A 14,228-nucleotide genomic window follows, 5' to 3' on the forward strand; every position below is an offset into this window, starting at 1 on the left:
ACGGATGCGCGCCTACGCGTACCTGATGACCGCGCTCGCCGCGCTGACCGACCGGCTGGACGGCGAGGACCCTGAGCGGGGCGACGTCCCCGGCTGGGTGATGATCACGGTGATGACGGCCGCACTCGTGCTGGCCATCCTCATCCCGTTCCGGACAGCGATCGTCTCGGCCGTGCAGACGGCGCTGAGCTCGGTGACCACCGCGCAGTGACCGCGGCCGACGAGCGCGCCGCCGACCGCGAGCGGGGCAGCGCCGTCGTCGACTTCGTGCTGGTCGGCGTGCTCGTGGTGGCCCTGCTGCTGGCGGTGCTGCAGGTCGCGGTCTACGTGCACGTGCGCAACGTGGTCGTCGCCAGCGCCCAGCAGGGCGCCCGGTACGCGGCGAACGCCGGGGTGCCCGCCGAGGCCGGCGCGCCGCGGACGCTGGAGATCGTCGGACGGGCGACGTCGGCTGCGACGGCGGCCGGGCTGGCGTGCGAGTCGGTGCAGGAGGCCGACGACTCCGGGCTGACGCTGGTCGTCGTCCGGTGTGCGGGGTCGGTGCCGAGCCTGTTCGCGCCGCTGGGGAACCTGCTGCCGCTGTCGGCGACCGGACGGTCCGTCGAGGAGGCCCCGTGAGGTGGCTGCGCCGGCGGCTGGGCAGCGACGCCGAGCGCGGGTCAGCGATCGTCGAGTTCGTCTTCATCGCGCTGGTGGTCTTCCTGCCGCTGGTCTACGTGGTGGCCGGGTTCTCCGCGGTGCAGCGCGGGGTGTTCGCAGCGAACGCGGCGGCGCGGGAGGCCGGCCGGGCACTGGGCACCGCACCGGACCTGCTGACCGGGCAGGCACGGGCCGAGGCGGCGGTGGCGCTCGCGGTGGAGGACCAGTCGGTGGCGGCGACCGACGTCGTGCTGGCCTACGCGCCGGCCGGCGCCGATTGCGCGGCCGCCGGGTCGTACTCGCCGTCGCTGGTGCCGGGGGAGGAGTTCTCCGTCTGCGTGACGGTGACCGTGCGGATCCCGCTGCTGCCGGAGTTCATCGACGCCAACACCGCCACCGGCCAGTTCCTCGTCGAGCGCGACCGCTACGTCGACGCCTGAGCCCACCGTTGTGCGCTGAGCGTCGGTCCGAGGTGGGCGAACCGACGGTCAGTGCACAACGCCGCTGCGGAAACCGGTCGCGCGGACGAGAGGCCCGGGCGTACGGTCCGCGGCGAGCATCCCCGAGCCAGGAGCGAGCGACATGGGCGGCAGCGACGACATCTGCGGGTGAACCCGCCAGATGTGCCCGGCCGGCGCGCGAGCAGCGCAGCCGCCGCGGCCTCCGTCGTCCTCGTCCACCGCCGGGCCGCCCCGTGCGCCCGCGTCCTCCAGGGATCTCCCGTGCCCGACGCCTCCGTCGTCTGCTCCGCCCTGTCCTTCGCCTGGCCCGACGGCACGCCCGTCCTGACCGGCCTCTCCTGCTCGTTCGGGCCCGGCCGCACCGGCCTCGTCGCACCCAACGGCGCCGGCAAGAGCACCCTGCTCCGGCTGATCGCCGGCGAGCTCCGCCCGACCGCCGGCAGCGTCACCGTCGAGGGGCTGCTCGGCCACCTGCCGCAGACGCTGCCGCTGTCGAGCGAGCTCACCGTCGCCGAGGCGCTCGGGGTCGCACCGGTGCTGCGCGCGCTCACCGCGATCGAGTCCGGCAACACCGCCGACGAGCACTTCGCCACCATCGGCACCGACTGGGACGTCGAGGAGCGCACCCGCGCCCAGCTCGACCGACTCGGCCTCGGCGCCGTGACGCTGGACCGGCGGCTCGGCACCCTCAGCGGCGGGCAGGTCGTCACCCTCGGCCTGGCCGCCCAACTGCTGAAGCGCCCCGACGTCCTGCTGCTCGACGAACCGACCAACAACCTGGACGGCGACGCCCGGCGCACCCTGCACGCCGCGCTCGACGACTTCCCCGGCTGCCTGCTGGTGGTCAGCCACGACCGGGCGCTGCTGGACCGGATGGACCGCATCGCGGAGCTGGAGCGCGGGGAGCTGCGCACCTACGGCGGCGGGTTCACCGACTACGCGGCCGCCGTCCGCGCCGAGCAGGAAGCCGTGGAGCGCGACGTCCGCACCGCCGAGCAGCAGGTGAAGCGGGAGAAGCGGGAGCGGCAGCTGGCCCGGGAACGGGCGCAGAAGAAGTCCGGCAACGCCGCCCGCGCCGTCGCCGACGCCGGGCTGCCGAAGATCCTCATCGGGAAGATGAAGCGCACCGCCCAGGAGTCGGCGGGCAAGGCCGACGACGTGCACGCCGCGCGCCTGGACGGCGCCCGCACCCGGCTGGCGGAGGCCGAGCGCGCCCTGCGCGACGACTCGACCATCATGCTCGACCTGCCCGAGACCGCGGTGCCGGCCGGGCGCACCGTGTTCGCCGGCGAGGGGCTGCGGCTCCGGGAGCTGTTCGCCGGGGACGGCGTCGACCTCGTCGTCCGCGGACCGGAGCGGATCGCGCTGACCGGCCCGAACGGCGCCGGGAAGTCCTCGCTGCTGCAGCTGATCGCCGGCGACCTGGCTCCCGACGCCGGCGACGTCCGGCGGGCCGACGGCCGGATCGCCCACCTCTCCCAGCGGCTGGACCTGCTCGACCCGGACCGCACCGTGGCCGAGGCCCTCGCCGACGCCGCACCCGGCCTGCCGACCGCGGAGCGGTTGACCCTGCTGGCCCGCTACCTCTTCCGCGGCGCCCGGGCGCACCTGCCGGTCCGGGCGCTGTCCGGGGGTGAGCGGCTGCGGGCGACGCTGGCCTGCGTGCTGCACGCCGAACCGGCACCGCAGCTGCTGCTGTTCGACGAGCCGACCAACAACCTCGACCTGGTCAGCGTCGGCCAGCTCGTCGGGGCGCTGGCCGCCTACCGGGGCGCGTTCGTGGTGGTCAGCCACGACGACCGCTTCATCGCCGACCTGGCGATCACCCGCCGGCTGCACCTGGCCGACGGCCACCTGCACGAGGTCGCCGCGCGCTGACCGGTCGTCGTTGGTCGCTCAGCGCGGTCTCCGCGGGTACCGGACAGTGCTCGGTGACCAACGGCGGAGCGGGTCAGCCGGCGATGCGGGTGCACTCCGGGCAGCGGTCGGTGCCCGGGAAGGCGAGCCAGTCCTGGTCGGCGACCGCGGAGACCAGCACGCCGCAGACCGACTGGTCCAGGCCGTCGACGACCGGGCGGGCGACGGCATGGGTGACGTGGTCGCTGCTGCGCGGGTCGTGCGCGGTGGAGGCCACGTGGGTGGCGGAGTCGGTTCCGGTCAGGGAGAGGCTCGCCGTCATGACCAGGAGCGTGCCGGACGAACATGACGATCCGACGACGACGGCACGTTGATCCCGCGATGACCCGTCACACCAGCGTGGGCCCCCTGCCGCGGGCGGCCCGCGGTGGACGCCAGGACCCGGTCCCGTCCAGGCCGGACGCCGTTCCGAGGCGACCGGGAGGGCAGCCTGCTGTACCCGATGTCGGCAGCCGGGGGGATCGGCGGGAGGCCGCCGCGTGCCCAGGATCAGGAGTGACTCGACGAGCCACGACCTCCAGGAGCCCCCCGTGCCCGACCCCTACGCCCTGCGCACCGACCCCGCATCGACCGAGCCGGCAGCGCCTCGCGGCAACCCGCTGCGCGCGCTGCTCTGGACGCTGCTGGTGCTCAGCGTCGCCGCCAACACGATCACCTCCTTCGGCGTCGTCCCGCTGGCGGTCAGCATCGGTCTCGGCGTGGTCACCGCCGCCACCGGCATCACGCTGATCAGCCTGCACGTGCGCGGCCGATGAGCACCGCCCTCGCGCCGGCGGCCACCGACACCGCCGCCGTCGCGCTCCGGCACGTCACCAAGACCCACGGCCCCACGACCCAGGACCACGGCGTCCGCGCCCTGGACGACGTCAGCCTGGAGGTGCCGCGCGGCACCTTCCTCGCCGTCATGGGGCCCTCCGGCTCGGGAAAGAGCACGCTGCTGCACTGCGCCGCCGGGCTGGACACCCCCACCAGCGGGGACGTCGTGCTGGCCGGCACCGAGATCGGCCGGCTCGACGAGACCCGCCGCACCGAGCTGCGCCGCGACCGGATCGGCTTCGTGTTCCAGGCCTACAACCTGCTGCCCGCGCTCACCGTCGCCGACAACATCACCCTGCCGCTCCGGCTGGCCGGCCGCCCGCTGGACGCCGACTGGGTGCAGCACCTCGTGGAGCGGGTCGTCCTCACCGGCCGGCTCGGGCACCGGCCCGCCGAGCTCTCCGGGGGGCAGCAGCAGCGCGCGGCGATCGCCCGGGCGCTGGTCGCCCGGCCCGCCGTCGTCTTCGCCGACGAGCCCACCGGCGCCCTCGACCTGCACAGCGCCGCCGAGGTGCTCGACCTGCTGCGCGAGCTGGTCGACGAGCTGGGGCAGACCGTCGTGATGGTCACCCACGACCCGGCCGCGGCCGCCCGGGCGCACCGCGCCGTGGTGATGGCCGACGGCCGGGTGGTCGCCACCCTGGAGCGGCCCACCGCCGCTGACCTCGCCGCCCGCCTCGTCGCGCTGCGGGAGGGCTGAGCCGTGCTCTCCCTCGCCGTCGCGATGGCCCGCCGCCGGCTGACCGCGCTGATCGCCGTGCTGTGCGCCGTGTTCGGAGGTGCGGCGATCGTCACCGGCACCGGGGTGCTGGCCGAGTCCGGGCTGCGCTCGCACCTGCCGGCCGGCCGGCTGGCCGGTGCCGACGTGCTCGTCTCCGCCGACCAGACCGTGCGCCCCAGCGGTGACCTGCCGGTCGCCCTGCCCGAGCGCGCACCCGTGCCGGCCGGCCTGGTCGGGGAGCTGGCGCAGCTGCCCGGCGTGGACGCCGCGGTCGCCGACGTCAGCTTCCCGGCCGCGCTGGTCACCGACGGCGGGGACGTCGTGGAGACCGACGACCCGCGCACGGCCGGGCACGGCTGGTCCTCCACCGGGCTGCTCGCCGACCGGCAGGTGCGCGGCACCCCGCCCGACGGGCCGGGCGAGGTCGCGGTGGACGCCGCGCTGGCCGACGCCGCCGGGCTGCTCCCCGGGGACGAGGCGCAGGTGGTCGTCGCCGGGGAGCCCGGCCGGTACCGGGTCACCGCCGTGGTCGGCACGCCGGGCGCGGGCATCCTGCTCGCCGACGAGGTCGCCGCGGGCGTGCACGGCTCGGTCGACCTGATCGGGCTGCGGGTCAGCGCCGACCCGGACGGCGTCGCCGAGGCCGTCCGCCCGCTGCTGCCCGCTGGGGTGGTCGCCAGCACCGGCGACGACCGGGGCGACGTCGCGCTGCCCGGGGCCGCTGCCGCCCGGTCGATGCTCGTCGTGCTCGCCGGCTCGCTAGCCGGGGTGCCGCTGCTCGTCGTCGGCTTCCTGATCGCCGGGGCGCTGTCGGTCTCCATCGGCGGGCAACGCCGGGAGCTCGCCCTGCTGCGTGCGGTCGGCACCACCCCGCGGCAGCTGCGCCGGCTGGTCGCCGCGCAGGCCAGCGTGGTCGCCGCGGTCGCGCTGCTGCCCGGCATCGCCCTGGGGTACGCCCTCGCCGGGCAGTTCCGCCGGCTGCTGGTGCACATCGGGATGCTGCCCGAGGCCCTGCCGCTGAGCATCGGCCCGCTGCCGGCCCTGGCCGCCGCCGTCCTGCTGCTCCTGGTCGTGCAGGTCGCCGCCCGCTCGGCCGCCTGGCGCACCTCGCGGGAGCCGGTGACCAGCGTGCTGGGGGAGGCGCGGACCGGGCCCCGCACGCCGTCGCGCGGCCGGTACCGCGCCGGGTTGCTGCTGCTGGTCGCCGCCGTCCCGCTGTCGGTGCCGCCGTTGCTGCTGCCCTCGGCGATCGGCGCAGCGGGCACCTCGCTGGCCGGGATCGTCGCCGCGATCGGCCTGGCCCTGGCCGGGCCGACGCTGCTCCGCCGGGTCAGCGGCGGGCTGGCCGCCCGGCTGCCGGCCCGCGTCTCGGCGCCGTCCTGGCTGGCGGTGGCCAACCTGCACGGCTACGCGCTGCGCTCCGCCGGGGCGATCACCACCCTGGCGATGGCCCTGGTGTTCGTGCTCACCTACGCCTACGCGCAGACCACGGTCGCCGGCGCGATGGCGGAGGAGACCCGAGCCGGCACCCTGGCCGACGCCACGCTCACCGCCGACGCGCTCGGCGGCGTGCCGGCCGGCCTGCTCGACGAGGTGCGGGCCACCCCCGGAGTGGCGGCCGTCGCGCCGGTCGGCTCGACGGCCGTGCTGTGGCCGGAGCGGGTGCTGGGGGAGGAGGAGGTCACCGCCGAGCCGGCGCTGGTGCTCACCCCGGCCGCTGCCGACGTCCTCGACCTGGGGGTCACCGAGGGTGACCTGGCTGACCTCAGCGGCGCCACGGTGGCCGTCGCCCGGGACGTGCCGGTCGGCAGCTCGGTGCAGCTGCGGCTCGGGGACGGCGCCGAGGTCGACGCCCGGGTGGTCGCCCGGTACGACCGCGCCCTGGGCTTCGGGGCCGTCGCGCTCTCCGCCGACCTGGCCGCCGGTCACACCACGACCGGCCTCGCTCAGCGGCTGCTGGTGCGCACCGACGGCAGCGCGGACGCCGGCCGGGCGCTCGCCGACCTCGTCGCCGACCGGCCCGGGGTGACCGTGTCCGGCGACGGCCCGCTCGGCGACCGCCCCGCGGCGCCCCCGGAGACGTGGGTGAACCTCGCCGTCCTCGGCGTCCTGCTCGGCTACCTGCTGCTGGGCATCGCCAACGCCCTGGTCGCGGCCACCGCGCAGCGGCGCGAGGAGATCGCCACCCTGCGGCTGACCGGCACCACCCCGCGCCAGGTGCGCACGATGATGCGGCGGGAGGCGGGCCTGGTCTCCGCGGCCGCGGTCGTCACCGGGGTGCTGGTCTCGGCGCTGCCGCTGGCCCTGCTGGGCATCGGCTTCCTGGGCCGACCGTGGCCTGCCGGCCCGGTGTGGCTGCTGCCGGTGGCCGCGCTGGTGGTGACCGCGATCGCCTTCGCCGCGATCGAGCTGCCCACCCGGGCGGCGTTGCGGCTGCCGCCGGCCGAGGCCCTGGCCCGGGCCACCTGACCGACCGGGTGCCGGGCCGGCCCCGCCGGCCCGAGCGGCCGTGCTGGCGGACGACGCCGCTCCCCGGCGGCCATGTTCGCCAACATGGCCGCTCCTCGATGCCCGGACCCGGACCCGGACCCGGGGACGGGCCTCCAGGCCGGCCGGTCACTGCAGGGTGTCGCGGCTCTGGGTGTGCTCACTGACCTGGGGCTGCTCGCCGTCGCAGCTGTCCGGTGCGGCGGCCGCGGTGGTGCGGGCCCAGCACAGCCGGCACAGGTGCGTGGGCTCCGGCGGGAGCAGCGGGCGCCCACCCAGGGGGCGCACCTCCACCCAGCCGACGGCGTCGGCGGCCTCGGCCACCTGCGCGCACTGGTCGCAGCGGTACTGCACGGTCATCCGTCCGGGCCTCCTCGGGCGAGGAGCGGCATCGGTCCTCGCCGGACTCCAGCCTGCCCGCCGGGCAGCCGGGTCGCAGGACGGGTCAGGCCAGGGGCAGGCAGTCGCGCAGCTCCGCCTCGAACCACTCGGCGTCCAGCTCCTCGACCTCGCGCAGTTCGAGCTCGGCGAGGAGGGCGAAGGCGGTCTCGATGTCCATGACCAGGACTCTCCGGGCGCTTCCGCGCGCCCGGCTCCAGCCAACCGCAAGAGAACCGCAGATCAGCCGCCGCGGTTGACCTCGGCCTGCACGACCCCCAGCAGCGCCGTCTGCAGCGTCTGGTCGGTGTGGTCGCCGCGGGCGAGTGCGTCCTGGGCCGGGCCGGGGAGCTGACCCACCTCGATGTCGTCCAGCCAGACGGTGTCCCCACCGACCTGCCGGCCGAGCTTGAGCGCATCTCCCTCGCGCTGCACCTGGTACTGCTCGCCACCGAGCTCGATCGTCGTCGATTCGCTCATGCGGCAGCCCCTACCCTGGGTGGACGCCGGCCTACACGCCGGGCCCTCCAGCGCCGACCCGGAACTGTTCACTCTTTCCGGTCGATCCGGCGGCGCGGGGGTACAGCTGGTCGTGCTGCGGTCGATGCAGTCAGCGACACGGGTTGCGCCAGACGGGCCTCCCGCAGGCTCCAGACCAGGGGGTGGACGTGCCGCGAGCAACGGGTGGACCGCAGCTGCCGCAGGACGTCCGCCGGCATGCGGGCGCCGCGCACGCCGACGCCGGTCTGGTGGCCGGGGTGCTGGACGCGCTGCCCTCGCCGACGGTCCTGATCGACCCCGACGGCACGATCCTGCTGGTCAACGACGCCTGGCGGGCGGCCGGCGACCTGCTGGACGACGACCGGCTGCGGGTCGGCGTCGGCGGGAACTACTTCGCGGTGATGCTCAGCCTGTCCGACGACGCGGTGAACCAGCAGCGGATCACCCGGCTGCGGGAGCTGTCCCGCGGCGAGCGGGACCTGGTCTCCGCCGACTACGCGCTGCCCACCCCCTCCGGGGTCCGCTGGTACCACCTGCAGGCCTCCCGGGCCGACGAGTCCGGCCGGGTGGTGGTCACCCACACCGACGTGACCTCACGGGTCGCGGCGGAGCGGGCCTCGGCCTGGCAGGCGCGGCACGACCACCTCACCGAGCTCCCCAACCGGGCGCACCTGCACCACCTGATCGACGCCGAGCTGGCCCGGGCCGACCGCGGGCCGGTCGCCGTCCTGTTCCTGGACGTCGACGGGTTCAAGGACGTCAACGACACCCTCGGCCACGAGGTCGGCGACCACCTGCTCCGTGAGCTGGCCACCCGGCTGACCAGCCGCACCCGCGCGCAGGACACAGTGGGCCGGCTCGGTGGCGACGAGTTCGTCGTGCTGTGCCGCGACTGCGACGTCGAGGGGGCCCTCGCCCTGGCCGAGCGGTTCCAGTCGACCTTCGACGAGCCCTTCCAGCTCGGCGAGCGGGCCACCCGGCTCACCGTCAGCATCGGGGTCGCCGCGGCTGCCGGGGACGCCCGGCTGCGCTCCACCGACCTCGTGCGGGACGCCGACCTGGCGATGTACGCGGCCAAGGGCGCCGGCCGCAACGGGGTGCGGGTCTTCAGCCCCGACCTGCGCTCGGCGGTCGAGCAGAAGGTGCTCGTCGCCGCGGAGCTGCGTGACGCCATCGAGGCCGACCAGCTGGTGCTGCACTACCAGCCGGTCCTGCACCTGCCGAGCAGGCAGGTCCTCGGCGTCGAGGCGCTGGTGCGCTGGCAGCACCCCGAGCGCGGGCTGCTGATGCCGTGCGACTTCATCCCGCTGGCCGAGCAGAACGGCGTCGTCGTCCCGCTCACCCGCTGGGTTCTCCGCGAGGCCGCGCGGCAGGCCGCCGCCTGGGACGACGGCGGGCTGCCCCTGGTGACCGGGGTGAACATCAGCGCCGCCCACTTCAGCACCGGCACGCTGGTCGCCGACGTCCACGACGCGCTGGAGGCCGCCGGCCTGGCGCCGGAGCGGCTGATCCTGGAGCTCACCGAGACCAGCGTCGCCGAGGACCCGCTGCGGGCCGCCGCCCAGTTCGCCCAGTTGCGCATCTCCGGGGTGGAGGTGTCCATCGACGACTTCGGCAGCGGCTTCTCCTCGCTGAGCCAGCTGGTCTCCATCCCCGCCGGGGTGCTCAAGCTCGACCGCAGCCTCGTCGCCACCACGGCGACCCGGCGCAGCGAGTCGGCCGCGGCGATCGCGGCCGTCGTCGGCCTGGCCACCGCCTGCGGCATGCGGAGCCTGGCCGAGGGCGTGGAGACCGAGGACCAGCTGCAGCTGGTGACCGAGCTGGGCTGCACCTACGCGCAGGGCTTCCACATCGCCCGCCCGATGCCGGCGGCGGAGCTGCCCGGCTGGCTGGCCGGGCGCACCGGCGGGCGGCCCTCGGCCCCCGTCCAGCTGCAGACCGTCTGATCGGCCGGGTCAGCCCGGTTCGCCGCGCAGCTTGCGGCGGGCCACGACCACCAGGTCGACCAGGGCGATGACCGCCAGCACGACCAGGGCGACCGGCAGGACGACCGGCACGTCGGCGGCGAACGCCAGGACGGCGAAGACCCCGCAGAGCACCAGCCCGAAGGTGGCCAGCACCAGCCGCAGGGTCAGCGCGCTGCGTGCCGCACCGGCACCCCCTTCCGGCACCCGGGGCTGCGAGTCGGGGATGCCGTGGGGGAAGTCGTCGCGCTCGTACTCGGTCAGTTCGTCCGGCGTGCGCCGGTCGTCAGGCGGTGACGTGCTCATGCCACCGGAGGTACCCGACGGGGCAGCGCACTACCCTGGACTGTCGTGGCCGCTGACTTCTCCGTCGTCCTGGACGAACTCGACACGACCCTGAAGTCCATCGAGGCCGTGATGCGGGTCGATGACCTGCGCAGGGAGGTGGCCGAGCTCGAGCAGAAGGCCGCCGCCCCCGACCTCTGGAACGACGTGGAGGCCGCCCAGGCGGTGACCTCCCGGCTGTCCTACCTGCAGGGCGACCTGCGCCGGGTGGAGGAGCTGCGCAGCCGGCTCGACGACGTCGGCCTGATGCACGAGATGGCCGCCGACGAGGGCGACGAGGCCACGCTGGCCGAGACCGAGCGGGAGCTGGCCAGCATCCGCACCCTGCTTGACGAGCTCGAGGTGCGCACGCTGCTGTCGGGTGAGTACGACGCCCGCGAGGCGCTGGTCACCATCCGCTCGGAGGCCGGTGGCGTCGACGCCGCCGACTTCGCCGAGATGCTGATGCGGATGTACCTGCGCTGGGCCGAGCGGCACAAGTACCCGACCGAGGTCTACGACGTCTCCTACGCGGAGGAGGCCGGCATCAAGTCGGCGACCTTCGCGGTCAAGCAGCCCTACGCCTACGGCACCCTCTCGGTCGAGCAGGGCACCCACCGGCTGGTGCGGATCTCGCCCTTCGACAACCAGGGACGCCGGCAGACCTCCTTCGCCGGGGTCGAGGTGCTGCCCGTGGTCGAGCAGACCGACCACGTCGACATCCCGGAGAACGAGATCCGGGTCGACGTCTTCCGCTCGTCCGGCCCCGGCGGGCAGAGCGTCAACACCACCGACTCCGCCGTCCGGATGACCCACATCCCGACCGGCATCGTCGTCTCCTGCCAGAACGAGAAGTCCCAGATCCAGAACCGCGCCGCCGCGCTGCGGGTGCTGCAGGCGCGCCTGCTCGTCGTCCGTCAGGCCGAGCAGCGGGCCGAGATGGACGCGCTGAAGGGCGAGGGCAGCAGCTGGGGCAACCAGATGCGCTCCTACGTGCTGCACCCGTACCAGATGGTCAAGGACCTGCGGACCGAGGTCGAGAGCGGCAACCCGTCGAGCGTGCTGGACGGCGACATCGACGCCTTCATCGAGGCCGGCATCCGCTGGCGCCGCCAGCAGGAGGCACCGGCCAGCTGACGAGGCCTCAGGGCTCGCCGCAGGCCTGGCGCCGAGGCCGAGAAGCGCGTCACATCGCCGGGTCCGGGTGGCGGAACGTGATCGGCTGGCCTGGGCGTCGTCACGCTCCGCGCACAGACTTCCGGGGCGCGCCGAGCGAGCGGACCATCATGAGGTCCGGGACAGGTACCGTCGTCCCTCGTGATCGAATTGCAACACGTCACCAAGGTGTACCCGACCAGTCCTCGGCCGGCCCTGGATGACGTCTCCATGCAGATCGACAAGGGCGAGTTCGTCTTCCTCATCGGGTCCTCCGGTTCGGGCAAGTCGACCTTCCTCCGGCTGCTGCTGAAGGAGGACGACCCCACCTCGGGCGTCATCACGGTCAACGACAAGAACCTGAACACGATGAGCAAGTGGCAGGTGCCCAAGCTCCGCCGCACCATGGGCTGCGTCTTCCAGGACTTCCGGCTGCTGCGCAACAAGACGGTGGCCGAGAACGTGGCGTTCGCCCTCGAGGTGATCAACAAGCCGCAGCGCACCATCAAGCGGGTCGTCCCCGAGGTGCTGGAGATGGTCGGCCTGGACGGCAAGGAGAACCGGCTGCCCGGCGAGCTCTCCGGTGGCGAGCAGCAGCGGGTGGCCATCGCCCGCGCGTTCGTGAACCGGCCGCTGGTGCTGCTGGCCGACGAGCCCACCGGAAACCTGGACCCCGAGACCAGCCAGGACATCATGCTGCTGCTGGAGCGGATCAACCGCACCGGCACCACCGTGGTCATGGCCACGCACGACTACCACATCGTCGACTCGATGCGGCGGCGCGTGATCGAGCTGAACGACGGCATCCTCAGCCGAGACCAGAGCCGTGGCGTCTACGGCGTCGGGCGCTGACGTGCTGGTCGCTGAGATGCCCGTTCGCCGCACGCTGAACGACACGACAGGGAACTGATGCGCGTCAACTTCGTCCTCTCCGAGGTGGCCGCCGGGCTGCGCCGGAACCTGACCATGACGATCGCGATGATCCTGACCACCGGGATCTCGCTCGGCCTCATGGGCACCGGTCTGCTGATCGCCAACATGATCGGCGACATGCGGGAGATCTACTACGAGAAGATCCAGGTCTCGATCTACCTCGCCGACGAGGTGACCGAGGAGCAGCGCGACTCGATCGCCGCCCAGCTGGACGCCTCCCCGGAGGTCGCGGACTACCTCTACGAGTCCAAGGCCGACGCCTACCAGCGCTTCCTCAAGGCCTTCCAGGAGCAGCCGGCGCTGGTCGCCAACACCCCCGAGGACGCCCTGCCGGAGAGCTTCCGGGTGGAGCTGGTCAACCCCGAGCGCTACCCGGTCATCGCCGAGCAGTTCCCCAACGGGCAGAACGGCGTCGACGAGGTCCGCGACGAGGGCGACTTCCTCGACCGGCTGTTCAGCCTGCTCAACGGCGCCCGCAACGCGACCATCGCGGTGGCCGTCGTCCAGGCGCTGGCCGCGTTGCTGCTGATCTCGAACACGATCCAGCTCGCGGCCTTCAACAGGCGCAACGAGACCAACATCATGCGACTGGTCGGCGCCTCGCGCTGGTACACCCAGCTGCCGTTCATCCTCGAGGCCGCGCTCGCCGGCCTGATCGGTGCCGGGCTGGCGATCGGTGGCCTGGTGCTGACGAAGATCCTGTTCGTCGACAAGACCCTGGCCGGCCCGATCAAGGCGGGCATCATCCCGCCGGTCGACTGGTCGGCGATCGCGGCGATCTCCCCGATCATCGCCGGCGCCGGCGCCGGCCTGGCGGCGGTGGCCGCCTACGTCACCCTCCGCCTCTACGTCCGCCTCTAGCCCGCGGCGAGTTCTGCGATCTCGTGGCCCCGGGGACCTCCGGGGCCACGAGATCGCAGATGTCAGTGCCCGAGGGCGCGGCGGACGGCGGCGATCACCTCGTCCGGCCGGCCCAGGACGTCTGCGGAAGTGAAGCGCAGGACGATCCAGCCCTCCAGGACGAGCCGGTTCTGCCGGCGCAGATCAGCGACGAAGACGCGGCGGTCGCGGTGGACGTCGCCGTCGAACTCCACCAGCACCTTCCGGTCGGGCCAGGCGATGTCCCCGAAGCCGATCTGGCGGCCCTGGTCGTCCAGCGCGCGGTGCTGGAGGGTCGGCCGGGGCAGCCCCGCTTGGTGCAACAGCCAGCGCAGCACCGACTCCATCGGGGAGCCGGCGCGCGGATCGGCGATCGTCAGCACCCTGCGGCATCGCACCGCGCCGCGGCCGGTCGGGACCTGGGCCAGTGCCCGCTGCAGCTCCTCCGGCCGGCAGAGTGCGTCGAGCAGCTGGTCGGTGACGGCCAGCAGCGCGGCCGTCTCCAGGACGGCCGCGAGGTCGCGCCAGGTGCGTGCCGGCGTCGTCACCGGCATGCCCCACCGCTGCTCGACGTCCTCAGCAGGCAGCGGCCTGCGGTGCAACTGGCGGTCGCGGCGATTGCGTGCCCGGGAGTCGGCCGGCACCGTCAGGTGCACCGGCTGGTCGGCCCGCTGCAGCGGGATCTCGATGCGCCACAGGGCAGCCGCGGACTGGTGACTGACCACCGCGCCGGGCGGTGCGGTCAGCAGGACCGCCGGCAGCCGTGTCCGCACGTCGGTGACGTCCGCGCGGGGCAGGTAGGTGTCCCGGGAGAGCCGGGCCACGTCCCGGTGGCGCAGGTGCCAGTCGGTGATGCCCTCGGCCCGGGCCCCGGGCCGGGTCATGGGCTTGCGGACGCGGGACGGCACGGGAGGTCGTGGCACCGGCAGAGGGTGGCGCCCCGGCGCCCAGCACCGCTGACGCCGTCCACAGCATCGGTGAGCTCTGCGATCTCGGGGCCGTCGAGGTCGACACAGCCCCGAGATCGCAGTTGTCGCGGGCGACTAACCTGGG

General features: G+C 74.3%; 16 protein-coding genes. 11 read left to right on the forward strand and 5 right to left on the reverse strand.

Annotation, left to right across the window (positions count from 1 at the left end):
* Positions 1–4 precede the first annotated feature (4 nt).
* The 4 genes from HLA93_RS18840 to HLA93_RS18855 all read left to right on the forward strand — a co-directional run bounded on the left by HLA93_RS18840 (position 5) and on the right by HLA93_RS18855 (position 2,978).
* Positions 5–211 carry a hypothetical protein gene (locus tag HLA93_RS18840; RefSeq protein WP_222195978.1) on the forward strand — a complete coding sequence of 69 codons (207 nt, stop codon included), beginning with the start codon at positions 5–7 and terminating at the stop codon, positions 209–211.
* Positions 208–618 (forward strand): TadE/TadG family type IV pilus assembly protein, encoded by a 411-nt coding sequence (locus tag HLA93_RS18845; RefSeq protein ID WP_222195979.1) that lies wholly within the window; start codon positions 208–210, stop codon positions 616–618. Before HLA93_RS18840 ends, HLA93_RS18845 begins: the two co-directional genes overlap by 4 nt.
* Positions 615–1,079, forward strand: coding sequence for a hypothetical protein (locus HLA93_RS18850; RefSeq protein WP_222195980.1), 465 nt, complete (start codon positions 615–617; stop codon positions 1,077–1,079). The genes HLA93_RS18845 and HLA93_RS18850 overlap by 4 nt, the downstream gene beginning before the upstream one ends.
* A 168-nt stretch (positions 1,080–1,247) precedes the next feature.
* Positions 1,248–2,978, forward strand: coding sequence for an ABC-F family ATP-binding cassette domain-containing protein (locus HLA93_RS18855; RefSeq protein ID WP_308128238.1), 1,731 nt, complete (start codon positions 1,248–1,250; stop codon positions 2,976–2,978).
* A 73-nt stretch (positions 2,979–3,051) separates the two neighbouring features.
* On the opposite strand, the gene HLA93_RS18860 is transcribed toward HLA93_RS18855, so the two are convergent.
* Positions 3,052–3,279: a hypothetical protein gene (locus HLA93_RS18860; RefSeq protein ID WP_222195981.1), complete on the reverse strand. Its 228-nt coding sequence runs from the start codon at positions 3,277–3,279 to the stop codon at positions 3,052–3,054.
* A 268-nt stretch (positions 3,280–3,547) separates the two neighbouring features.
* Here HLA93_RS18860 and HLA93_RS18865 point away from each other — a divergent pair, with 268 nt between their 5' ends.
* Genes HLA93_RS18865 through HLA93_RS18875 form a run of 3 tightly spaced genes read left to right on the forward strand, consistent with a single transcriptional unit; the run spans position 3,548 to position 7,023 of the window.
* Positions 3,548–3,772 (forward strand): hypothetical protein, encoded by a 225-nt coding sequence (locus tag HLA93_RS18865; RefSeq protein WP_222195982.1) that lies wholly within the window; start codon positions 3,548–3,550, stop codon positions 3,770–3,772.
* Positions 3,769–4,533: an ABC transporter ATP-binding protein gene (locus HLA93_RS18870; protein ID WP_222195983.1), complete on the forward strand. Its 765-nt coding sequence runs from the start codon at positions 3,769–3,771 to the stop codon at positions 4,531–4,533. Before HLA93_RS18865 ends, HLA93_RS18870 begins: the two co-directional genes overlap by 4 nt.
* Before the next feature lie 3 nt (positions 4,534–4,536).
* The gene (locus HLA93_RS18875; protein WP_222195984.1) at positions 4,537–7,023 is read left to right on the forward strand and encodes an FtsX-like permease family protein; all 2,487 of its coding nucleotides are present in this window, start codon (positions 4,537–4,539) and stop codon (positions 7,021–7,023) included.
* Between the two features lie 147 nt (positions 7,024–7,170).
* Here the strand turns inward: HLA93_RS18875 and HLA93_RS18880 are convergent, their stop codons facing one another.
* Positions 7,171–7,401 carry a hypothetical protein gene (locus tag HLA93_RS18880; protein WP_222195985.1) on the reverse strand — a complete coding sequence of 77 codons (231 nt, stop codon included), beginning with the start codon at positions 7,399–7,401 and terminating at the stop codon, positions 7,171–7,173.
* 261 nt (positions 7,402–7,662) lie between these two features.
* Complete coding sequence (locus HLA93_RS18885; protein ID WP_222195986.1) at positions 7,663–7,899, reverse strand: hypothetical protein; 237 nt, start codon at positions 7,897–7,899, stop codon at positions 7,663–7,665.
* A gap of 188 nt (positions 7,900–8,087) precedes the next feature.
* Between HLA93_RS18885 and HLA93_RS18890 the strand changes: the two genes are divergently transcribed.
* Positions 8,088–9,866, forward strand: coding sequence for a putative bifunctional diguanylate cyclase/phosphodiesterase (locus HLA93_RS18890; protein WP_222195987.1), 1,779 nt, complete (start codon positions 8,088–8,090; stop codon positions 9,864–9,866).
* Between the two features lie 9 nt (positions 9,867–9,875).
* Here HLA93_RS18890 and HLA93_RS18895 read toward each other — a convergent pair whose 3' ends face one another.
* A complete protein-coding gene (locus HLA93_RS18895) occupies positions 9,876–10,190 on the reverse strand; it encodes a DUF6343 family protein (protein WP_222195988.1) in 315 nt (104 codons plus the stop codon).
* Positions 10,191–10,235: 45 nt separating this feature from the next.
* On the opposite strand from HLA93_RS18895, the gene prfB reads away from it, so the two are divergent.
* The 3 genes from prfB to ftsX all read left to right on the forward strand — a co-directional run bounded on the left by prfB (position 10,236) and on the right by ftsX (position 13,157).
* Positions 10,236–11,345 carry a peptide chain release factor 2 gene (gene prfB / locus HLA93_RS18900; RefSeq protein ID WP_222195989.1) on the forward strand — a complete coding sequence of 370 codons (1,110 nt, stop codon included), beginning with the start codon at positions 10,236–10,238 and terminating at the stop codon, positions 11,343–11,345.
* A gap of 180 nt (positions 11,346–11,525) precedes the next feature.
* A complete protein-coding gene (gene ftsE, locus HLA93_RS18905; protein ID WP_222195990.1) occupies positions 11,526–12,215 on the forward strand; it encodes a cell division ATP-binding protein FtsE in 690 nt (229 codons plus the stop codon).
* Positions 12,216–12,272: 57 nt separating this feature from the next.
* Positions 12,273–13,157, forward strand: coding sequence for a permease-like cell division protein FtsX (ftsX, locus tag HLA93_RS18910; RefSeq protein ID WP_222195991.1), 885 nt, complete (start codon positions 12,273–12,275; stop codon positions 13,155–13,157).
* 62 nt (positions 13,158–13,219) lie between these two features.
* On the opposite strand, the gene HLA93_RS21860 is transcribed toward ftsX, so the two are convergent.
* Positions 13,220–14,098 carry a DUF559 domain-containing protein gene (locus tag HLA93_RS21860; protein ID WP_222195992.1) on the reverse strand — a complete coding sequence of 293 codons (879 nt, stop codon included), beginning with the start codon at positions 14,096–14,098 and terminating at the stop codon, positions 13,220–13,222.
* Positions 14,099–14,228 lie beyond the last annotated feature (130 nt).

The organism is Modestobacter italicus (assembly GCF_019799965.1).
GTDB classification, from domain to species: Bacteria; Actinomycetota; Actinomycetes; order Mycobacteriales; family Geodermatophilaceae; genus Modestobacter; species Modestobacter italicus_A.

Excerpts from the sequence above, each read along its gene's own strand:
- HLA93_RS18885 (WP_222195986.1), bottom strand. The coding sequence starts at position 7,899 with ATGAGCGAATCGACGACGATCGAGCTCGGTGGCGAGCAGTACCAGGTG.
- HLA93_RS18860 (WP_222195981.1), bottom strand. The coding sequence starts at position 3,279 with ATGACGGCGAGCCTCTCCCTGACCGGAACCGACTCCGCCACCCACGTG.
- HLA93_RS18870 (WP_222195983.1), top strand. The coding sequence starts at position 3,769 with ATGAGCACCGCCCTCGCGCCGGCGGCCACCGACACCGCCGCCGTCGCG.
- HLA93_RS18840 (WP_222195978.1), top strand. The coding sequence starts at position 5 with ATGCGCGCCTACGCGTACCTGATGACCGCGCTCGCCGCGCTGACCGAC.
- HLA93_RS18895 (WP_222195988.1), bottom strand. The coding sequence starts at position 10,190 with ATGAGCACGTCACCGCCTGACGACCGGCGCACGCCGGACGAACTGACC.
- HLA93_RS18880 (WP_222195985.1), bottom strand. The coding sequence starts at position 7,401 with ATGACCGTGCAGTACCGCTGCGACCAGTGCGCGCAGGTGGCCGAGGCC.
- ftsX (WP_222195991.1), top strand. The coding sequence starts at position 12,273 with ATGCGCGTCAACTTCGTCCTCTCCGAGGTGGCCGCCGGGCTGCGCCGG.